Origin of the sequence: Nocardia asteroides (assembly GCF_900637185.1) — a bacterium.
GTDB classification, from domain to species: Bacteria; Actinomycetota; Actinomycetes; order Mycobacteriales; family Mycobacteriaceae; genus Nocardia; species Nocardia asteroides.
This window is the reverse complement of record NZ_LR134352.1, coordinates 1686192-1709395: the sequence shown is the minus strand read 5'-3', so window position 1 is coordinate 1709395 and position 23204 is coordinate 1686192. Positions and strand designations below refer to the sequence as shown.

Sequence of the window (23204 nt, the reverse complement as noted above, 5' to 3'; positions counted from 1 at the left end):
CGACCCTCCCTGTCCGTACCGGTGCCGCCTCGCGCCCCGCCTGGCACCGCTACCACGACACCGCCGATTCGCACGGCTTGCTAACGATTCTACGGTCTGACAGATGAATTCCGCATGTACAGCGACGATCCCGCCGGTGGCGATGGCTGGACCATCCGCCGACGACGCCGCGCTCACCAGCTCGCGTCGGTAGCGGCGCGCGACGGATCCCGCGAGCCGTCCTCGTCGGCCGACAGCCGTTCCCGCTCCGGCGAATTGGGCGGCTCCAGCGAGGCCTCCACCGGTTGCGGAATGGCGAATCCGTCCATGTCGTCGACCAATTCGGTGATCTTCGGCAGGCGTGCGCGCTCCTGCTGGATCGGCGCCATCATCTCCTGCGTCAGGCGCGCGACCTCGGTCGCGGCCTGCTGGGCGGCCTCGGTGACGGCCTTGGCGATCTCGGTGTAGGTGAGATCGTCGATGTCGGGGGTGAACTTCGTTTCGATCACCTTGTAATCCGCGTTGACCGTGACGGTCACCCGCTTGCGCACGGTGGCGCTGGCGACGATCTTCGCCCGGTCCTGCTGCACCCGCGCGATCGCCTGCATCTGCTTCTGCACCGTCTCGAGGATGTCCGCCATCTGCGCCTTGGCGTGTTCGTTGGTCATACCCGATTCCCTCCGCCTGCCGAGCCGTCCCGCCCGGCTCTTCGGTGAGCGAGCACACCACACCCGCACCGACCGCGCAACAGCACCGGCGGTCAGCTCACTCGGCCAGGCCCACGTGGTGGGTGCCGAGCAGACCGGCCAGATTCAGTTCGAACCAGGCGGCGTCGACGTGATAGGTGTCGGCGGGGAAGACCCGCGTGAAGGCCTCCCTGGCCACGGCCGCGCGCTCGGCGGCCTCGACCAGTCCGAGCACGCCCTCTTTCTGCGCCTGCGAGGCCCGCTCGCCGAGCAGCCCGGTGAGCACGTCGACGACAGTCCTGGTGTCCCACATCCCCGGCACCGCGGGAGCGAGCGCGTCGGCGCCGACGGAGGCGCCCCGGTACCAGCGGCCGCCCTCCCACCAGTAGCAGAAGGTGAGCAATCCGCTCTCGGCTCGCCGGTTGAGCACCGGCGCCGCGACCCAGTCGGGGGCGCCGAGATAGAAGTCCGGCATCGGCAGGTCTTTGTTGTAGACAGCGTCGAGTTCCGGTGCGTTCCACACCCCGCCGGAGAGCACGGCGCGGTCACCGGGCAGCAGGCACAGGGTGGAACCACTGAACTTGGACCCCTCGAAGACATGGAACGCCGGCGTCACCCGCGGCCCCCACTTGGAGCCGACCGCCACGAAAGCGGCCGCGATCAAAGCCCATCGGCGCGCCATCGGCACGAGCGCGGGGAACTCCACATCCGGCGCCGAGCCGACGGCGTGCCGGCCCGCGGCGATGTCCGCGCGCGCCTGCTCGGCGGCGGCCACCGGTCCCCGCAGCTGCCGGTTCCCGTGATAGATATAGGCGGCCAGCCAGATCGGCAGGTGATCGCGCGGATAGATCTCGATGTCGGTGCGATACACCGTCGGCGGGAAGAGCTGATCGTCGGGGAACGGCTCGTCGCCGTAGTCGTAGTCGACTTCCATCCGGCCCGCGTTGGTCAGCGTGAGCAGGTAGCGCCACCACGGGCCGTCGCCCATCGAGGCGGAGATGTGCCGGTGCTCGCGCAGCAGGTCCAGCAGTTCCGGGCTCGGGAAGACCCGGGCGAATCGCTGCTGCTCGTCGTGGAACACGACCATCGACACCTCGGCCGCCGCCGTCAGCGCGAACGACGCCTCGACCTTGGTCCACCCCGGCGGGCCCAGCGCCGCCACGGTTTTCGCGATGCGATGGCTCAGCGCGGCGGCCCGCTCCGAGATCCCGCCGTCGTCGGCCACCACCGTGGTGAGGGTGAATCCGACATCGGGATCACCGGCCAGCTCGTCAGCCACTGTGCACTCCTTCGCCTAGTCCCGGTGCTCGCCGTGCCGCGCGATCACGGCACCCGACTCGTCCCATCGGGTCCGGGTGAGCAGGGCGCCGTCGGGCGCGAAGACGGTCTCTTCCTTGCGGTTTCCGGTGGGGAACCATTCGATCCAGCGGCCCACCTCGTGCCGGTCGGCGTAGTCGCCGGTGTAGCGGGGGGTGCCGTCGAAGTACCAGCCGCGTGTCGGCCCGTCGCGGTAGCCGTCGGCGTAGGTGGCCAGCTCGGTGATGGGGCCGCTCGGCGCGGCGCGGCGGAACTCCTGGCCGGTGAACGGCGCGCCGCGGTAGTACATGCGGTTTTCCGTGTCGTCCCAACGCAATTCGGGATCGTCGGAGGAGACAGCGTCGGTGGCGACGCCCTTGCGCGAGCGTTCGTCGTCGAACTCGATCAGCTCGCCCGCCTGGTCCCAGACCGAGTGGGTGAGCAGGACGCCCTCGATGTCGTAGACATCTTCCAGCCTGCGGGCGCCGTCGGGGTACCACTCCTGCCAGGTGCCGACCGGGCGGTTGCGGTAGAACTCACCGTTGTAGCGCATGGTGCCGTCGGGGTACCAGCCCGACCAGTCGCCCTCGCGGTCGCCGTCGTCGTAGCTCCAGTACTCGCGCCAGGAGCCGTCGTCGCGGGTCCAGGTCACCGCGCCGGTGTACGGCTCACCGCGATAGGACAACCGGCCGGTCGCCGCGTCGATCGCCACGTCCGGATCGGTCCATTCGATCGGATCGTCACTCACCTGGGGATACCTCTCCGATCGGTCAGGCTCGGTCGCTGAACATTGTCATCCGGCTGGCCGGATCGGCAACCACGTTACGGATCAGCAGCCCGAGGTCCAGTTCGGGTGGGAGCGCGCGGTACACCAGCTCACCCATCGGCCTGCCGTCCACCGCGACCGCGAACCGCGTCATCCGCTGCGGTGACCGTTCCCAGACCACGTGCGCGGCGCCGCTGAGCTCGATCGCCTGCGTGCCCACCTGCACCATCAGCCGATCACCGAGCCGGTAGAAGATCACCGTCACCCCGCCGAGATCGCCGTACAGACCGTCCCCGCCGTACTGCCCCGGCGGCGCGGGCCGCAACGACCCGGAACGCGGATCGAACTCGGCCGCCACCCCACTCGCGTACGGCCGCACCACCAGCACGACCCGCTCGGTCGGCGTCTGATACACGGGCCGATACGGACTGCGCTGAGCACCCTGCCCACCCTGCTGCGGCGGCATCGGCGGCGGATACATCGGCGCCCCACCCGCCGAATACCCCGGCTGGCCCGCGGACCCGGCGCTGTTCCCCGGGTTGTGGGACTGTCCGGTCCCCGGCGAATACGGCTGACCGTTACCCGGTCCCGAAGGCTGACCGTTCCCCGGTGAGTACGGCTGACCGTCCACCGACGGGTAGTAGGGGCTGCCGCTCCCCGGCGCGAACGACTGACCGCTCCCTGACGGGTTGTCAGTGTCCCCGCTCGCCGGCGAGGACGACTGTCCACTCCCCGACGGGTTGTCAATGTCCCCGCTCCCCGGCGAGGACGACTGACCATTCCCCGACGTGAACGGCTGACCGCTCGCCGGTAGCGAGTAGGGGCCCTCGCTTCCCGGCGAGAACGACTGACCGTTCCCGGGCTGGTACGGCTGGCCGGTGCCGGTCGGGAAAGGCTGACTGCTCCCCGAGGGGTCGTTGGGGTTGTCGCTCCCGGGTGTGAACGGCTGCCCCTCCCCTGACGGGTAGTAGGAGCTGGCACTTCCCGGCGGGTACGGCTGCCCGGTCCCCGAGGGGTAGTTGGGCGTGCCGACCCCCTGCGAGGACGGCTGACCGCCCGCCGACGGGTTGTAGGGAGTGCCGACCCCAGGCGAGGACGACTGACCGTTCCCCAGCGGGTGCAACTGAGTACTCCCCGGCCGATAGGGGTTGTCGTTGCCAGGCGGGTACGGCTGAGCGTTCCCCGTCGGGTTGTAGGGGTTGTCGTTCCCAGACGGGTACGGCTGACCGGTCCCCGGCGGGAACGGCTGACCATCGCCCGGCGGGAACAGCTGACCATCGCCCGGCGGGAACAGCTGACCGGTCCCCGGCGGGTAGTAAGGGTTGTCGTTCCCCGGCAGGTTCGGCTGACTGGTGCCCGGCGGCATCGGCTGGCCACTGCCCGGCACGAACGGCTGATCACTGCCCGGCACGAACGGCTGATCACTGCCCGGCACGAACGGCTGGCCGCTACCCGGCACGAACGGCTGATCACTGCCCGGCACGAACGGCTGGCCACTGCCCGGCACGAACGGCTGATCGCTACCCGGCGCGAACGGCTGGCCGCTACCTGGCGGGAACGGTTGACCATCGCCCGGAGAGAAGGGCTGACCGGTGCCCGGTGGGAACGGTTGGCCGATCGGTGGGTACGGCGTGCCCGGGGTCGGCGGAGGGGTGCCCCACGGTGGGAGCGGCGGCAGGCTGGGGCCGCCGCTCGGCGGGGGTTGAACGGGCCACGACGGCGCCGTCGGCCCGTTGGACGGCGGCACGGTCGGCGTCGGGGACACCGGCGGCTGCGGTGGGACCGGTGGTGCCGGCGGGTGGTGTGGCTCGGGCGGGCACGGCGGCACCACGGGCGGCCGCGGCGGCTCGGGCGCACGCGGCGGCTCCGGCGAACGCGGGGGCTCCGGCGCACGCGGCGGCTCCGGCGCACGCGGCGGCTCCGGCGCACGCGGCGGCTCCGGCGCACGCGGCGGCTCCGGCGAACGCGGCGGCTCCGGCGCACGCGGCGGCTCCGGCGCACGCGGGGGCTCCGGTGGGCGCGGCGGATCCGTCGGCTCCGGTGTCAATTGCAGTGGCGGAACCGGCCAGGGGACGGGGTCGAATCGCGGCACCTCGAGCTCGACCTCGTACTCGTGCGGCGGATGCGGAATGTGTGAGCGGTAGGCCGATCCCGGCAGATGCCGACCCATACCCGGCCGGTCCCCATCCGGAGTTCTCGGCGGCACCTGCCCATCCGGATCGAAACCCTTGTCCGGATCCCGATCGGCGCCCGCATCACCGGAGTCACCCCGATCACCACGGCCATCACCCACGTCACCGGTGTCACCACGACCGCGACCGCCATCACCGAGGTCACCAGCGTCACCTCGATCGCGGCCGCCATCACCCACGTCACCAGCATCACCACGATCGCGACCGCCATCACCTCGTTCAGCGGAATCACCCCGATCGCCGCTGTCGTCACCTGCATCACGACCCACCGGTGGCCGAGGACGTGAACCGTCACCGGCCTCCGATGGACCGGTACCTCGACCAGCGTCCGACCCAAATTCCGCCGGATCACCAGCCGTCGGAGGACGAACACCGTCACCACCCTGAGGGTCGACCGGGACGCCAGGATCACCGGGATCGACGACCGGCCCCAACAGCGGCGGACGAGACGAGTCGTTCTCGCCCACACCATCACCCGAACCGGCCGGCGGGCGACGACGCGAACCATCGCCGGGCTCTGACGGCTCGGCACCCCGCTGGGGATCCACGCCTGCTACATCCCGATCACCAGCTGCCGGACGGCGAACACCATCGCCCGCCTGACGATCGACCGGAAGGCCGGGATCACCCGGATCGGTCACCGGCCCCACAGCCGGCGGGTGCGACAGATCATGCTCGGCTGCAACATCATCCGGATCAGCGGTCGGGCGCGACTCAGACAGGTCGGAGCCGCGCGGGAGGCCGCGATCGGCATTCTCCGCCGGAGTCCGGGTCTCGGGACCCGCGGGCAGGCCGGGGCGCACCGGCGCGCCGGTGACGGACGGGTCGGGGGTGTGCGGGTCGGGCGTCGGTCCGGGGACTCGGGCGGCCGGAGCGGCAGGCGCACCGAGTTCGGGGTCGGTGACGAACGGCTCGGCCAGCAGTTCCCGCAACCGGGCGATATCCGCTGCCGCCCGGCGGATCTCGTCGCGGATCTGTTCGTGGATCTCGGCGAGCTTGTCCAGGGTGAGGCGCTCGTGCTTGTCGATGCGCCCGTCGCGGAACCAGTCGTAGACCTTCGCGACCTTCTCGTCGTCGGCGTCGGTGAGGTCGGCGCCGAGCAGCCGGGCGTGGTCGCGGCTCGGGCCGGGGGCGGCGTCGGTGGGCGCGGGTGGCAGCGGCGACCGGTCGGCGAGGTCGTCGGCGCCCACTTCGCGCAGGAAGTCCAGGGCGTCGCGGTCGTGCACCGGCGGATCGTCGCCGACGGCGCGCGGATCGGTCGCCGGGTCGTAGACCAGGTCGTCGGCGTAGGGATCGATCTTCGCCAGCGCCCGGACATAGTCGGCGAGCGGTCCGGTCAGATCGTCGAGGTCGCCGCGCGCGGCCCGGTTGGACAGCGCCTCGGCCAGCGCCGCGCCGTCCAGCGGAAGACCTCCGCGCGGCAGCCCGAGGTGTGGAGCGAGCGCGTCACGCGCGGCATCGACGGCGGTCGGGTCGAACGCGCGCAACAGCTTCGCGTAGTCGGTGAGGTTGGCCGACCGCTGCCGGTGCAGTTCCACCCGGGTGGCGGGATCGGCGAGGCGACCCGCGACCAGCTCCGGCCCGAGATCGCCCGGTTCGACGCCGAACCGCAGTGCCAGTGCGCTCCGCGCGTTGTGCAGGGCGTTGAAGTTGTCGACCGCGTCGACGCTGAGCGCGTAGTCGACGGCCGCTTCGAGCTGCCTGGCCCGCACGTGATTGGCCCGTTCCAGCTCGGCGACCAGCTCGGTCAGGCGCTCACCCGAGAGGTTCGACGGATCATCGATGCCCAGCCTGCCCGCCACCTCGGCGAGTTCGGCTCGGACCTCGGCCAGCGAACGCGGTTCCCGGACCGGCTGATTCGCGTCATCGGCGACGACCGGCAGGTTCGTGTCCGGGGCCGGGTGCCGGGGCGGTGTCTCGATCATCCGCCACGGGCCCGAATCGTCACGCACCATGGTCGCGTCGACCGTGCGTCCGTCCAGCTCACCCCGCAGGTGCCGCACCTCGGGAGCGTCGACTTCCAGGACCCGCACGCGCCCCTGATCATCGACGCCGACGATCCTGATCTGGATCTCGACCTCGCCCCGGTTGAGCCGGTCGATGAAGCCCGCGTCGGCCTCGGCCAGTGCCCGAGCCAGCGCGGCCTCGTGCCCGGCGCCGGTGTCGACGATGGCGATCGTGCCGTTCTCGGCGTCGACCACCAGCCGGTCACCGGTGTCGGCGGCGTCGAAATCGGCCACCCGCTGGGTGAATTCGCCCAGCACGCCCACATTGTCGTCGAGCTGCCCACGCAGCCTGGCGATCTCGCCGTCGAGATCGCGGACCAGCGCGTCCAGGTCGGCGGCCGCCAGATGCGCCCATGTCGAGCGCTCGTCGCGCAGCCCAGCGCGGCGCAGCGCGTCGTCGAAGATCTTGCGCGCGTCCTCGGCGTGGACGGTGCCCGAACCGCCGTCGTCGCTCAGGTCGGGCCAGATGTCGACCCATTCGCCGCCGTTGTTCACGCCGCGCCAGTTCAGCATGTCGAAGCTGAACCCGTCGCCCCTGGCCGCGACGACTTCCTTCAGGTAGGCCCCCAGCGGGTCCTTGCTGAAGAAGTTGGCCGGCCGGAACGGGATGTCGGCGTGTTCCTGGTTGAAGAACCGCGCGGCGGCCTCGAGCGCCTGGATCACACCGTCGCGACGCAGCAGGCGGTATTCGGCTTCGGCGAGTGCCTTGCGCAGGCCCTCCTCGCTGAAATCGCTGATCCGCACGCCGAGTTCGCGGGCGAGCGCGTCGAGCACGGTGGCGTCGGCGATGCGCTGGTTGACCGCGTCGACGACATCCCGCAACCACGGTGCCACCGGCTCGGCGACCGCGGGCGACGATTCGTCCGCCGGCTGCCGTGGCTCCGGCGCTTCGGTGAGTTCGTCCGCTTCGCGCGCGTCCAGTTCCGCCGGGGTCAGGCTCTCCGGTTCGAGCAGGTGCTCGAGTCCGGCGTCGCGCAGTTCCTGTTCGATCTGGCGGCGCAGCTCCGGATCGGCATCGGAGATCCAGGGCTTGTACTCGGTGCCGTCGAGATTGCGCAGTGGCAGGAATTCCCCCGCCTGGTCGGCGATGCGCGAGGACAGGTGCCGCAGGATCGGCACCAGCTCGCGCTTGCGCCACATCTCGATGCTTTCTTTGAGAATGCGCACCGGGCTGAACTTGATCTGCAGCTGCTCGTACTCACCGCCGGGGGCGTCCGGGGTGGCGTCCTTGGTCGCGGTCAGCGGCAGGCCCGCACCATGCCCCAGCATCGACTGGCCCGCGCTGTCCTGGCTCGACCCGGAGGGGTACTTCGGGTTCTCGCCATGGAAGCCACGATTGGCGATCCGGTCCCAGAGCCTGCGCAGCCAGTTCTTCTTCGGCGTCTCGGCGGCGGTCGCCGCGGGCGGCGCCTGCGGGGCCGGCTCGGGCCGCGCGACGGGTTCCAGGTGCCACGCGTCGGGACCGTCCTCGACCCGCCGGACCAGCGTCTGATCACCGTCGACGTCGACCGACAGCATGCGGTCGTCGAGTTCGGTGCGCGCCAGCCGATCCAGGTGCGAGAGGTCGGCGGCGTCGCGGGTGACGCCGGCGCGCAACCGGGTGAGGTCGTCGGCGGCCCGGGTCAGACCCGGATCGGCCGGCAGCCCGAGCCGCGCCGCCCAGCGACGCGCGACGGCTTCGCGCACCGCCCGCTGCTGCGGATCGGTCGCGGCCTCGGCGTGGCGCACCGCCGAGGCGAACGCCTCGATCGCGCCCGCGCGCAGCAACTGCCGGTACCGGGCGCCGTCGAGCGAACCGGGATCGGTGAGGTCGACCCCGAACCGCGCGGCCAGCCGGTCCAATGCCTGCTGAGCCGGCTCCATCCGCGGTCCGCCCGGCTGCTGGGCGCCATCGGCGGGCGGCAGGATGGCGGTGGGGTGCAGTGGCCGGGCCTGCTGGTCCGGTTCCGGCTCGGTGCCGAGCGACGGTCGGGAGCCGTCCGCGAGCCCGGCCCGGCGCAGGTCCTCGGCGGTCTGAGCACGGACCTCGGGATCGCCCTCGACGCGCCACTGGTCGAGACCGTCCTGGAGCTGGTCCAGGTTCAGCGGCGCGTAGTCGTCCGGGTAGCGCATCGGCGCGCCGAGTTCGGCGTCGGGATCCAGTGCGCTGTCGAGGAATCCACGCGCCCTGGCCATGTCGGCGATCTCGGCCAGCGCGCCCAGCGGATCACGCTGCCCGGCGAGCAGGTCGCCGAGACCCAGTGCCTCGGCGAGCCTGCGCACCTGCTCGGTCTGCTCCCGGGTCAGCGGCGGCGCGTCCGCGTGGGTCGACGGCGGCAGATCAGCGAGATCACGCAGGAACTGTCGGACATCGTCGATCCGGACGTCGCGCTGCTCGGCCCGGCTCGGCGGATCGGCGGGGGCGTCCGCACCCGGCCGATCCAGGCCCGCGGCATCGGGCACCGCGAGTTCGGCGGGCGCCTGCGGAATTCCCCGGTCGAACGGCGACGAAGTCTTCGACGGCTCTTCGGGTTCCGGGCTGAGCGCGGTCGGCGGATGCGCGGGCGGTTTCGACGGCGGGCCGCCGGGCGCGGGCTTCGGCGCGGGCGGCTCGCCCGGATCGTCGTCGCCCCGCGATTCCGGAGCATCGTCGGACCCGTTCGCGTCGCGGTCGGTGGACGTGCCCGAGTCGCCGGGGAGTTCCGGCTCGGTGTTTCGCGCGGGCGGCGGGTTCTCGGAACCCGTCGCCGTGTCGCCCTCGGCAACCGGCCTGGCGGGCAATCCGGCCCGCTCCGGCGAGCCGGGGACGGACGGCGTCGGGCCGGGCATCGGTGCCCCCGGGACACCGTCGGGGCTCTCGAGCAATGGCCGGTTCGTGTCACCCAGCTCGGGATCGGTCACGAACGGCTCGTTGAGCAGCGCGCGCAGCCGGGCGATGTCGGCGGCTCGTTGCCGGATCTCGTCGCGGATCTCCGCGTGCACCTGGGCGAGCTGTTCGAGGGTCAGGCGTTCGTGCTTGTCGATGCGGCCGTCGCGGAACCACTCGTAGACCTGGGCGATGCGGCGATCGTCGGCATCGGTGAGGTCGACGCCGAGCAGCCGCGCGTGGTCGCGGGTCGGGCCGGGGACGGTGCCGTCCGGCGCGGGTGGCAGCGGTGTGCGATTCGTGAGGTCGTCGGCGCCGACTTCGCGCAGGAAGTCCAGGGCATCGCGATCGTGCACGGGCGCGTCGTCGCCGACAGCCCGCGGATCGGCAGCCGGGTCGTAGACCAGGTTTTCGGCGTACGGATCGATCGTCGCCAGCGCGCGCACGTAATCGGCGAGCGGTCCGGTGAGGTCGTCGAGATCGCCGCGCGCGGCCCGGTTGGACAGCGCCTCGGCCAGCGCGCCGGCGTCCAGCGGCAGACCGTCGCGCGGCAACCCGAGATGCGGGGCCAGCGCCGCGCGCGCCGCGTCGACGGCGGCCGGATCGAGCCCGCGCAACAGCTTCGCGTAGTCGGTCAGGTTGGCCGACCGCTGCCGGTGCAGCTCCACCCGGGTCCCGGGATCGGCGAGCCCGCGCGCGATCACCTCCGGCGTCAGCGCCTCCGGCGGCACGCCGAACCGCAGCGCCAGCGCACTGCGCGCGTTGTGCAGCGCGTTGAAGTTGTCGATCGCGTCGGCGCTGCGCGCGTAGTCGACCAGGCCCTCCACCTGCCTGGCCCGCACCTGGTTGGCCCGCTCCAGGTCGGCGAGCAGATCGTGCAGCCGCTCCCCCGACAGGTTCGACGGATCGTCGATGCCGAGCCGCTGCGCCACCTCGGCGATATCCGCCCGCACCTCGGCGAGCGAACGCGATTGGGAGACCGACTGATTCGCCTCATCGGCCACGACGGGCAGTTTCGCGTCCGGCTCGGCGCTCGCGGGCGGCGCGTCGATCATGCGCCACGGACCGGCGCCGTCGCGCACCATCGTCGCGTCGACGGTGTGTCCGTCCACCTCGGTCCGCAGGTGCCGCACCTCGGGCGGGTCGACCTCGAGCAGGTGCACGCGGCCGTTCTCGTCGATGCCGACCAGGCGGATCTCGATGTCCACCGCACCGCGGTTGAGCCGATCGATGAAGTCCGCGTCCGCCTCGGCCAGTGCCCGGGCCAGCGCGCGCTCGTGCCCGGCCCCGGTGTCGACGATCGCGATCGTGCCGTTCTCGGCGTCGAGCACCAGCCGGTCGCCGGCGTCGCTGTCGTTGAAATCCGCGACGCGACGCTGGAATTCGTCGAGCACGCCGACGTTGTCGTCGAGCTGGGTGCGCAGCTTCGCGATCTCGGCGTCCAGGTCGCGGACCAGCGCCTCCAGGTCGGCGCCGGCCAGATGCGCCCAGGTCGAGCGCTCGTCGCGCAGTCCGGCGCGGCGCAGCGCGTCCTCGAAGATCTTGCGGGCGTCCTCGGCGAGCACGGTCGGATCGTCGCCGTCGTCGCTCAGGTCCGCCCAGGGGTGGACCCATTCGCCGCCGTTGTTCACGCCGCGCCAGTTCAGCATGTCGAAGTCGAAGTCGCTGCCCCTGGCCGCGACGACTTCCTTGAGGTAGGCCCCCAGCGGGTCCTTGCTGTTGATGTTGGCGGGCCGGAACGGGATGTTCGCGTGCTCGGCGTTGAAGAACCGGGCCGCCGCGTCCAGCGCCTGGATCACGCCGTCGCGGCGCAACAGCCGGTACTCGGCCTCGGCCAGCGCCTTGCGCAGACCCTCCTCGGAGAAGTCGGTGATCCGCACGCCGAGTTCGTTGGCCAGCGCTTCCAGCACCGTCGCGTCGGAGATGCGGCCGTTGACGGCGTCGACCACGTCCCGCAACCACGGCGGCAGCGGCTCGGCGACGGCGGGGACCTTCTCGCCGTCACGCGAGACCTGCACCGGCTCGGCCGATTCCGGAATCGCCTTCGACTCCCGCGCGGCGAGTTCGGCGGGGGTCAGGCTCTCCGGCTCCAGCAGATGCCCGAGTCCCGCGTCGCGCAGGTCCTGTTCGATCTGACGACGCAGCTCCGGATCGGCATCGGAGATCCACGGCTTGTACTCGGTGCCGTCGATGTTGCGCAGCGGCAGGAACTCGCCCGCCTGGTCGGCGATCCGCGCGGACAGGTGCTTGAGAATCGGCACCAGCTCGCGGTTCTGCCACATGTACACGCCCTCTTTGAGGATGCGCACGGGGTTGAACTTGATCTGCAGCTGGTCGTACTCGCCGCCGGGCGCGTCGGGGGTCGCGTCCTTCACCGAGGTCAGCGGCAGCCCGGCCTGGTGGCCCAGCAGCGACTGACCAGCGCCGTCCTGGCTCGACCCGGACGGGTACTTCGGGTTGTCGCCGTAGTAGCCGCGGTTGGCGATGCGGTCCCACAGCCTGCGCAGCCAGTTCTTCTTCGGCGGCACCTCGACGGCCTTCGCGGTCGTCGGCGTGCGCGGGGCGGGCTCGGGGTGGGCGGTGGGTTCCAGATGCCAGCTGTCCGGTCCGTCGACCACGAGCCGCACCAGCATCTTCTCGCCGTCGATGTCGAGCGAGAGCACCCGGTCGCCGAGGTCGGTTTGCAGCAGGTGATCCAGATGGGCAAGGTCGCCCGCGTCGCGGGTGACCCCGGCGCGCAGCCGGTTGATGTCGTCGGCGGCGCGCGCGAGTCCCGGATCGGCGGGCAGGCCGAGCCGGGTCGCCCAGCGCCGTGCGACGGCTTCGCGCAGTGCCCGCTGCTGGGGGTCCGACGCCGCCTCCGCGTGGCGCACCGCGGCGGCGAATGCCTCGACCGCGCCGGCGCGCAGCAACTGGCGGTAGCGGGCGGCGTCGAGCGAACCGGCGTCGGTGGGATCGACCCCGAACCTGGCCGCCAACCGGTCCAGTGCCTGCTGAGCGGGCTCGAGCCGCGGACCACCCGGTCGTTGCGCGCCGTCCTCCGGCGGCAGGATGGCGGACGGGCGCAGCGGCTGCCCCGGCGCGTCCGGCTCCGGCTCGCTGCCCAGCGACGGGCGCGAGTCGTCCGTCAGCCCGGCCCAGCGCAAGTCGTCGGCGATAGCGGCGCGGTCGGCGGGATCGCCCTCGACCCGCCACTGGTCCAGACCGTCCTGCAGTTCGTCGGCGTCGAGCGGCTCGTAGTCGTCCGGGTAGCGCATGGGCTGCCCGAGTTCGGCGTCGGGATCCAGGGCGCTGTCCAGGAATCCGCGCGCCCTGGCCATGTCGGCGATCTCGGCCAGCGCGCCGAGCGGGTCGCGCTGACCGGTCAGCGCGTCACCGAGGCCGAGCGCTTCGGCGAGCCTGCGCACCTGCTCGGCCTGCTGCGGTGTCAGCGGCGGCGCGTCGGCATGCGCCGACGGCGGGAGATCGCTCAGCTCCTGCAGGAACTGATGCACGTCATCGAGGAAATCGCTGCGCTGCGTGGCGCGTTCCGGGCCACCGGGAGTGGAGGCTTCGGCGTCGGGCAAGGCGGCCGTGGACTCACCCGGCACCGCCAGCTCGGCGGGCTCCCTCGGCACACCGAAATCGAACCGCGACGAACTCCGCGACGGGTCGACGGGTTCCGGACCAGGAGCCACCGGCTTACCCGGCGGGTCCCCGAGCCCCGCGCTCGGCTGGGCCGACGAACGTGACGGGTCTACGGGCTCCGCACCCGACGCCACCGGCTGACGCGACGCCTCCCCGAGCCCCGCACCCGGCTGGGCCGACGGACGCGACGGGTCGGCGGTTTCCGCACCCGACGCCACCGGCGGACGCGACGACTCCCCCGCTGTCGGGCTCGGCGTCACCGGTGGACGCGACGACGCTCCCTGATCCGAACCCGACGAACTCCGCGATGGCTCTTCGGGTTCCGGGCTCAACGCGGTCGGCGGTCGTGATGGGGGCTTGGACGGCGGACCGGCGGGCGCGGGCGACGGAGCGGGCGGCTCGCCGTCACCGTCGTCGCGCGAGCCGTCGTCGTTGCGCGACGCGGTGCCGTCGCCCGAGACAGTGCTGTCACCCGAACCGATCACGCCCGGGGCAGTGCCGTCGCCCGAGCCGGTCACATCGCCCGAGACAGTACCGTCGCCCGAACCGATCGCGCCCGGGGCAGTGCCGTCGCCAGAGCTGAGTCCGTCGCCCGAGCTGAGTCCGTCGGCCGAGTTGAGGCCGTCGGCCGAGTTGGTGACTTCGGCGGAGGCGCCAAGTTGCGAATCCTTGTCGCCGCGTGCGGATCCGGCGGGGTCCTCGGCTACTCCGTCGCCGACCGATTCCGGTGCGTTCTGCCGCTCGACCGCGGCGGCGAACCTGGCCGCCATTTCCGCGCGGGCGGCGTCGAATTCCTGCTGTGCGCGCAGGTACGACTCCAGCGCCCGCTGGTCGGCGAGGGCTTCGGCGTCGAGGTCGTCGGGCCGGACCTGCGCTGCTTCCGCCAGTTCGGCGCGCAAGGCGTCGAACTTCTGCTGGGCCGCGAGGTAGGACTCGAGCGCGGCCAGGTCCGCGACGCGCATCGCGAAGTCGGGGTCGGTGCCGTCCGCACGCTGTGCGGCGGCCTGGGCATCCTGGGCCGCCAGTTCCTCGAAACGGGAGGCGATCTCGGCCTGCGCGGCGTCGAACTCCCGCTGCGCGCGCAGGTACGACTGCAGCGCGGCCAGATCCTCGTCGACGCCGTCGAGATCACGCAGGGTGTCGTCCAGCGCGGCGTCGGCCGCGTCGGTGCGCCGCTGATCGGCCTGGTCGGCGAGCCGGTTCTGGCGCTCGACCGCTTCGTCGATCCGCGCCAGCGGGTCGACGGATTCGCCGGGCCCGACCAGATCGTCCAGCGAGGCGATCGGCTCGGCCAGCTCGTCGGCGACCTCGTCCAGCTTGCGCATGGTCTGGTCGAGCTTCGCGTCGGCCCGATCGTCGAGATCGGCCCCACGCTCCGACGGCAGTCCCGCCTCGCGATCGATACCCGAATCCGGCTGCTTCCCAGCGGGTTTCGAACCGCCAGTGGCCGGTTGCGAACCATCGCCAGCCGGCTGCGAACCGTCGCCAGCCGGCTGCGAACGGTCGCCAGCAGGGCGCGAACCATCGGCAGGCGGTTGACCGGCGGCCAGCTCACGCGGCCCACCCGGCAACGCATCAGGCTCAGGACCTTGGTGCGGCCTGGCCGAGGGGGAATCGGCGGCGGGCAGGTCGGCGACCGGTCGGTAGAACTCTTCGGTCAGCGCCTGCAGCTGCCGGATCTGCTCGGTCCTGAGCCGGATCTCCTCGCGGATCGCGGCGATCTCGGCGGCCAGCTTCTCGGGGCTGAGTCCCTCGTGCTTCTCGATCTTGCCGTCGCGGTAGGCCTCGTAGATCTCGACGAACTTCGCGTCGTCGGCGGTGGACACATCCACCCCGACCAGTCGCGCCCAGTCCCGATTCGGCAATGGCCGTGGATCGTTCGGACCGACCGGCTCATCGGCACCGTAGGAGCGGGCGACATTGTCGGCGATCTGTGCGGCGAGATCGGCCGGGCCGCCCGGCTCGGCCGCGTCGGCCGCCGCGCGCAGGCCGTGGATCGCGTCGAGGTCGTAGATGTGCGGATCACCGGTGGTGCGCGGATCGCGCGCCATGGTGCCCGCAGGGTGGTCGGTGTACGGGTCGATGCGCAGCAGCGCGTCGGCGTACGCGGCGAGCGCGTCCCGCGCGAAGTCGCCCGCGCCCATCCGGTTCAACCGGGTGACGAGCTTGCGGAGCTTGGCCGGATCGATCCCGCTGTCGGCGGGCCCGTAGGTCGGCCTGCCGAAGCGATCGATCGTGGCGACGACCGGCCGCAACCGGTCCGGGTTGTCCGGGCTCAGCGCGCGGATCAGCGCGTCCTGCGCCGCCTGCACCGTGTCCGCGTCGACATTGCGCAGCTGCTGGGAGTAGCCGGCGGTCTTGCTCGGATCGCGCTGCTGCCCGTCGAGCAGGTCCTCGAACTGCTGCTGGCGGGTGCCGCGCCGCTGCTTCGGGTTGGTCAGTGCCTCGGCGATCCGGCGCGGCGTGAGCTCGCCCTCCGGGATCCCGAGTCGCGTGGCCAGCTGTCCCCGCGCGTCACCGATCAGGTGGAACGTCTCGATGTCGGCCATCGTGCGGGCGTAGTCGCCCAGCGCCTCGGTCTGCCCGGCGCGCACCGCGTTGTCCAGGTGCAGCGCGCGGATGGTGGCGTCGATGTTGTCCGGGTGCAGCGCGGCCGGGCCGAGGTTCAGTTCCCGTGCCAGGTCGACGATCTCGCGCACCATCTCGGCGCGGTCGCGCGGAGCGGGCGGCGGTTCGGGCGCGGGCTGCACCGGCCGCCACTGGCCGTCCTCGCCGCGCAGCATCGTCACCTGCAGTTCGGCGCCGTCCACGGTGCGCCGGATGTGCTGCACCTCGGGGGTGGCCACCGGGTCGAGGAACTGCCTGCCCGCGCCGTCGGCGTGCACCGCCCGGAAGTCGGGCTTCAGCAGCCCGTTGTCGATGTCGACACCCAGCTCCGGGTTGTCCCGCAGGGCGCGGGCCAGCGCCTCCTCGCGGTCGAGCGGACCGTCGACCACGAGCAACCGGTCGGGTCCGCCGTCGGCGTCGGGCACCCGGGCGACCTGATCCCCATAGGACCTGCCCACCGGTTCCGCGTCGTCCCCTCGCAGGATCGGCTGCGCGGCGTCGATGAAATCGGCGAGGTGCTGCGCCCGCTGCCGCGCGGAGTCGCGCAGCTCGTTCAGCGTCGAGTCCATCCGGTCGCCGGACAGATCGCTCAGGTCCCGGCCGAACATGGCCGCCCAGCTGGACAATTCGTCGCGCAGCTGGTCGCGGCGCAACGCGTGCTCGAAGAACTCGCGGGCCCGCGCCTCGTCGCGACCCGGCTCCCGGTCGTCGGAGAAGCTGGCCCACTCGGGCAGCCGGTCCGCGCCGTTGCCGACCCGGTCGTAGTCGCGCAGCGCGGTGACGCCCTCGAAGGCGACGATCAGATCGCGCAGGAACCGGCCCAGCGGGTCCTTGTCGAGGAAGCTGACCTCGCGCGAGAACGGCACCGGACGCGGAGCGCTGGTGTCGCCCCAGTGGTTCCGCGGCGGTTCGGCGCCGTCGAGTTCGTCGTCGTAGTAGTCGTCATCGTCGCGCGGTTCGTCCGACTCGACCTCGCGCAGCCGGTCCGGCCGGGACAGCGTCCGGTCGTCGGGCGCGGGAGCCGGCTCGGCGGGATGATCGGCGCGCCGGTACGGGCGAGTCTGCTCCTCGTCGGCGCGTCGAGCCGCGTCGGCCAGCCCCTCGATCGCGCCGATCTCGCGCAGCAACCGGTGGCTCTGGCGGTCGATCGCGCGGCGCACATCCTGCGGGCTCTCGCCGTCGAGCTCGATGCCGAGGCGCTCGGCCATCTCCGTGAGCGTCTCGCCCTCGGGCGGCGGCCCCGGCTGTTCCGGCGTCGGATCGGCGGGCGGGATGGGCGTGTCCTCCAGCGCCCGCGCCTCGTCGGCGTCGATGAGGTTGTTGAATTCCAGATCGTCGATCAGGTCCTGGCGCAGTCGCGGATCCCGCGCGGCATCGAAGAGTTCCTTCAGGACATCGCGGACCTCGTCGGGCTCCATCCGGTTCGCCCGCAGCTCGCTGACCACGGTCTCGCGCACCGCGTTGGGATCGGCGTCGGTGATCCACGGCCGGTACTCGGTGCCGTCGGGGAAGTACACGGGCCGGTAGTCGCCGGCCACGTCCGCCTGCCTGCCCAGCACCGGTCCGAAGATCGGGATGTGCTCGCGGTTGTGGTACCAGGTGAGTCCTTCGCGGCCGATCCGCGCCACGTTCAGCGCCGGATCGCCGGGACCCGGCGGAGGCGCGCCGATCACCGGACCGTCGACCGGCGGCGGCGCGGGCTGCGCGGGCGGATCGGTCACCATGTGCACGCCACCGGTCACACCGTCCCGAATGGCAGTCTGGCCGCGTCCGTCGAGCCCCGACCCCGACGGGTACTTGAGGTTCAGCCCCTCGTACCCGGCATTGAGCTGGTCGACCAACCGCCGCAGGGTATGCCGGGTATCCACCTCGGGAATATCGTCACGCCGGGCCGGGGGGCGCTGCGTACCGTCGTCGCCGTCGGTGCGCGCGACCACCCACTGCCCGTCGTCCAGCCGCACATGCAGCGCGACGACTTCCCCGTTGTCCCCGAGCTCGACCCGTACCTCGCGCTGCGGCGGTTCGGGATCGGCGAAATCGGGCTGTCTGTTGCGTCTTTCGCCGTCCTCGTCGCCCATGTAGTCGATCGAGTCGTCGTCGGCGAGGCGATCCAGGGTGGCCTGGTCGACGGGCAGCGGCACATCGGCCAGCACGTCGGTACCGTCGCGGACGAGCCGCAGGTCGGTGACGCTCACCTCGCCCTTCGCCGAGGCGTGCACCAGCTTGTACTCGACCCGCAGGGTGCCGTTCTCGCGGGCCGCGAGCAGTTCCGCCACTGCTTGCCGGAATGCCCGGCCCTCGGGGGTGTCAGGGTCGATCCCCCGCGCGCGCATCTGCTCCGGCGTCTCGTTGAGAATGCGCTGCAGATTCTGATCCATCTCGAGCGTGCGGCGCAGATACTCCGGCGAACCCTGTTCCGCCCGGGCGATTTTCGAGCCTCCGAGCGTGGCGCCGACGCCCTTGGCCTCCACCACGAGCAGGGTCGGCGGGTCGCCGGGACGGGTCGGCGGCACGATCGAGGCGATGTCGACGACACCCGCGCCGTCGAAGGCACCGATGAACGGAGTGAGCAGGATCGAGCCGGGACGGCTCAGCGCGTAGTCGAGTCCGGCGGTCTCCCCCAGCAGCTTCGACAGGGCGACCATCTTCACGCCCATCTTGAAGTACTTGTTCGCCGTCGACTCCAGGGCCGTCAGCTTCGCCGCCTTGGCTTCCTTCTCGGCCTGGGTCAGTGTCGCGTCGTTGTCGATCGCGGCGGACAGGTCGGCGATCTTGCCCGCCACCTTGTCCGGAGCCAGCTCGTTGCGAGCCTTCACACCGAACTCCGCCATCAGGCGGTCGAGCTTCACCCGTTGCTTGTCGCGCTGCGTCTGCAGCTCGAGCCGCTTGTCCGAAGCCTCCTTCAGCTCGTCGGCGCGGCCGGGATCCTGCATGGTGTGCGAGTCGGTGTCGCCCTTCTGCACCTTGTACTCGTAGTCGGCGCCCGCGAGCGGGTCGTCGTCACCTCGGTAGAAGCCACCGCTGTCGTTCTGCAGCCGGAACCGCTTGTCCCGGAAGGTATCCGCGGGATCGTCGACGTGATGCCAGGTGCCGTCCGGTTCCCGGTAGCTGTCCGTTCGGTCGCCCGGCCGATGCAGCAGCCCGTCGTCCCCACGGACCATCCCCGCCGGCACGGGATCACCGGCGCCGCTGGGCGGATTCGCGACATCGTCGTCGTCGCCCATGAAGTCCGTCTCCGGGGGGTACTCCGGCGACACCAGCCGCGGCTCGATGACATTGCCCTCGGCGGCGGCCCGTTCGATGTCGACGTGCCGGATCGGGTCGACGCGCGGCGCGCCCTCGTCGATGATGTGGCCCGCGGTGCTCTCGGTACCCTGCACCACCCGCGTGCAGTTGGCGCAGCAGGGCGCCTCGGCGCCGCGGCTGGGCACGTAGGGCGAGTTGAGGATGGAGGCCAGGCCGTCGAAGTCGGTCGGCAGCTGGTCGCTCGGGTCGCGCTGCTGGTTGAGCAGTTCCCGGTCGTGCAGGGCGGCGTTGGTGCCGCGGATCTCGGCGTGTCCCAGGGGATTGTCCGTGTGCGGGAAGTGCCGCGGGTCGCCGCCGTTGTGGTAGACGTCCGTGGGGTCCTGGTACTGGGAGACGTTGTCGTGCAACGTCGGATGCAGCTCGGTCGGATGGATCCGCTGGTCGGAGGTGCCGTTGGCGGCCTCGTACACGCGACCGGTGAGGCGGTCGATGGTGATGGACGAGACATGGCCGCGCCGGGCGGCGGGCAGCCGGTTGGCTTCGGCCTTCTCCAGCCGCTTGGCGGGCGAATTGCCCGCCTCGGCCTCGGCCTTGTCGGCGGCGATGAAGTTGTCGAGGGCGATCTTGGCCGCCTTGGCCTTGTCCTTGGCCGCCGCCAAGTCCTCCTGCGCGCTGCGGACCAGCTGCTCGCCGTCCTCGGCGCCGCGGTCCCGTGCGTTCTGGGCGTCCTTGAGCGCCATGGCCGCGTCGCGGACCCCACGGCCCGCCGCGGCCTTCTCGGCTTCCAGCCCCTTCTGCTGCGCCTTGTGCTGCTCGTATTCGGCGACCAGGGCCGCGTCCTGCATGGACGCGTCGACGAACGCCCGGCCCCGCTCCTCGCTGAGCCGGTGCGAGAACTGGTCGATCGGCTCCCCGCCGACATGGGTGATCCGGGGCGGGTCGCCCGCGGTCTGCACCATCGGGTCGTTCATGTCCAGCACGCCGAGCAGATGCGCGTCCACCCCGGGTGTCTGACTGAACGGCGCGTTGACGGTCCCGGCCTGCGGGTCGAGGAACGACATCGCGGCGGGCCTGGTCTCCGGGTCCTGGTCGCTCATGAAGTCGACGAGTTCGCGGTCCAGCGGTGGACTGTCGCCGTCGAGGCTGTCGTGGTCGCGGGTGCCGTCCGGATCGGAGTCCGGGCGCGGTGAGGTGGTGTCGCCGGGCAGGGTGGCGGTCTCGGGGCTGAAGGTGCGCCACTTGCCGCCGCGATCGATGACCGGGTCCGAGCCGGGTTCGCGGCGCACACCGACCCGATCGGTGGGCGCGGTGACGTCGACGCCGAGCTGATCGGCGATGTACTGGGCCCAGCCGTTGGCATTGCCCGCGTGGCAGGACAGCAGCCGGATAGGAGTGCCCGGCACGTAGTTCGGGTTGCTGCGGATCGCGTCGACGATGTCCTGCGGGTGGACCGCGTCGCCGTTGCTCGGCGTCACCGACCCGTCGCGGCGCCCGTGCACGACCACGTCGTGGGCGCCGTCGTTGCGCACGTTCTCGCTCACGCGATGGGTGCGCGCGTCCTCGCCGATCGCGGTGCCCGTGGGGTGATGGACGACGCCCTGCCCGTTGGGCAACCGGGTGTCGTAGACGGGCCCGCTGTCGTCGTCGGGCTGCGGCTGCCTGCGATCGTCGCCGCCGTCGGCGCGATCGCGCGGGGTGCCGGTCTCGTCGGTGCCCGCGCGTCCGGGGCGGCTCGCGTCCGGGCCGGACCGGGCGGGGCTCGCCGCCGGATCGGCGCCGACGATCGGCACCACCGGCGGGATATCGGTGAGCGGATCCGCCCGCACCTCGGCTTCCCCGGTGCGGGCCGGGTCGGCGGTGACCTCGGCCTCCGAGCGGACCGGCGGCGCCTCACCGGGTGCGGCCTGCAGACCCTGCAACGGCGTGTCCGCGAGACCGGCCCCACTGCGCGGTTCGGCTGCGCCGGCGCGGCTTTCGCCGTCGACCCTGGTCTCGCCGTCGGCGTCCGCACGCGACTCGCCGGTTCCGGCGTCACCGAGGACTTCCGGTGTGGCGGAACGGTTTTCCGGCACCGACTGGGTTCCGTCGGGCAGTCCGGTCCGAACCTCCGGCGCACCGGGGCGGGTGGACGGCTGCCCGCCCTGCCCCTGCGTCGCCTGCTGAGCAGGCGTGGACTGCTGACCCGGCGTGGATTGCGCTGGGGTGGAAGCCGATTGCGTCGGGGCCGTCGCGGGCTGACCGGTGGTCGGCGTCGCGGCCTGACCGGTGACGGGCGCCTGGCCGGTCGCGGTGGTCGGTCCCCCGGTCGCCGCGGGGCCCGCACCCGCCATCCCCGCCGCGGGCGCCGCCCCGACCTGCGAGGTGGTGTCCCGATTGGCCGTCTGGCCGTCGTTGACCTGGGTGACCGGCTGACCACCGGACTGCGCGTCGGTGCGAGTCCCGTCGTTGACGCCCACGCCGTCGGCGTCCGCGTCGGCCTCACCGGCCCGCGTGTTGTCGTGCCCCGAATCCGACTGCGCCGCAGGGCCTTCCCCTTCGGCGCGAGCCCCACTGTCCTGGCTGCCGCCGTCCTGCCGCCCACCGTCACCGGCCTGCGTGTCCCCGGTCTGCACCTCCGGCTTGGACTCCTGCCGCCCGGTGCCGGCGCCGCCGCCGTCCGACGAGGTCTGACCGTCGTCGCCCGCGTGCTGATTCGCCTGTCCCGCACCGGTATTCGTCGGCCCGTCGCCCTCGGCCTCCGGTGTCGTGCCACCGGCCGGGCGCATGGACTGGCTGTCGTCGCCCGCACCGGCCCGGGTCTCACCCGAGCCTTCGCCGCCCATGGTGTCGTCGCCCGCGCCCGCGCGCGCACCGTCGTCGCCGCCCGCTCCGGTCGCGCCGTCGTCGGCACCGGCCCGGTTCTCGCCGTCGGCGCCGGGACGGTTGGACGAACCGTCCCCACCGGCGGTGTTGCCGTCCTGCCCGAAGGTCCCGAGGTCGTAGCCGGGCCCCATGGCGTCGCGGATCTGGGAGCTGAAACTCGGACGCTCGAACAGGCCGGGGTTCATCTTGGACCACGCGGCGTTCGCGCCCGCCTTGTTCAGACCGGAGATGCCACCGTTGCTCGCGCCCGCGCTCCACATGAGCGGATCGGAGGCGGCGGTCTGCAGGTTGTCCCAGGCCTTGTCCCAGCCCTGGGTGAAGCCGTCGTAGCCGAACTGGCCGAGCATGCCGCCGCCCGCACCGACCAGACCGGCGCCGGTGCCGGTGATCGCGCCTTTCAGCCACGGCGCCATCCCGTCGCCGAGCCGCTTGCCGAGGAAGTTGCCGAACGGGCCCGCCGCCAGGCCGCCCGCGGCGGAGCTGACCGCCGCCGCCTTCACCTGGTTCCAGTCGACTTCCTTGCGGTGCCCCTGATCCACCTGCCACTGCTGGACACCGAGTTCCTGCAGAGTGCCCAGCGCGGTGTCGATCGCCACGTGCTGGCCGATGAACTTCAGCACGCGGGTGATCACGGCCTTCGCGCCATGGCGCAGGATCGCGGCGAGCACGCGGCCGAAGATCGTCCGCGCCACCACCCGGGTCGCCGCGATCGCGGCCGCCTCCACCGCCGGCGCTGTCGGCGGAAAGATCCACGCCGCAGCGATTTCCAGCGCCAGCAGGCCCAGCGAGGACAGGAACATGATCTTCGTGTATTCGATCTCGGTGCCGGTCTGATACACGGAATCACCGAGGATGTCGAACAATTCGGCGAGCTTGGTCACCGACTGATCGCCGCGAGCCATCCCCTCGAAGGCCTTGAGCATGTCGTCGACACCCTCGCCCTGCGGATATGCCTTGAACGCGGCGTCTTTGGCGGCATCGATGTCGTCGACGAGACCGCGCAGACTGTCGGCGGCCGTGCGCCAGTCCTCGGCCATGGCCCACATCTCGTCTTCATTGCCTTCTGGCCATTCCATGCCAGCGAGAATCGAG

At 72.0% G+C, this 23204-nt stretch carries 4 protein-coding genes; all 4 read right to left on the bottom strand.

Translation table 11 applies throughout. The features are described from left to right. Positions 1-173: 173 nt before the first annotated feature. Positions 174-647 (bottom strand): YbaB/EbfC family nucleoid-associated protein, encoded by a 474-nt coding sequence (locus tag EL493_RS08010; protein ID WP_019045087.1) that lies wholly within the window; start codon positions 645-647, stop codon positions 174-176. Between the two features lie 97 nt (positions 648-744). Beyond that, a complete protein-coding gene (locus tag EL493_RS08005; protein ID WP_019045086.1) occupies positions 745-1944 on the bottom strand; it encodes an antitoxin YezG family protein in 1200 nt (399 codons plus the stop codon). A 15-nt stretch (positions 1945-1959) separates the two neighbouring features. Next, positions 1960-2709, bottom strand: coding sequence for a toxin-antitoxin system YwqK family antitoxin (locus EL493_RS08000; protein WP_019045085.1), 750 nt, complete (start codon positions 2707-2709; stop codon positions 1960-1962). A 22-nt stretch (positions 2710-2731) separates the two neighbouring features. Next, on the bottom strand, positions 2732-23188 hold the full coding sequence (locus EL493_RS07995; RefSeq protein WP_126405619.1) for a WXG100-like domain-containing protein: 20457 nt from the start codon (positions 23186-23188) through the stop codon (positions 2732-2734). Between the last annotated feature and the right edge of the window lie 16 nt (positions 23189-23204).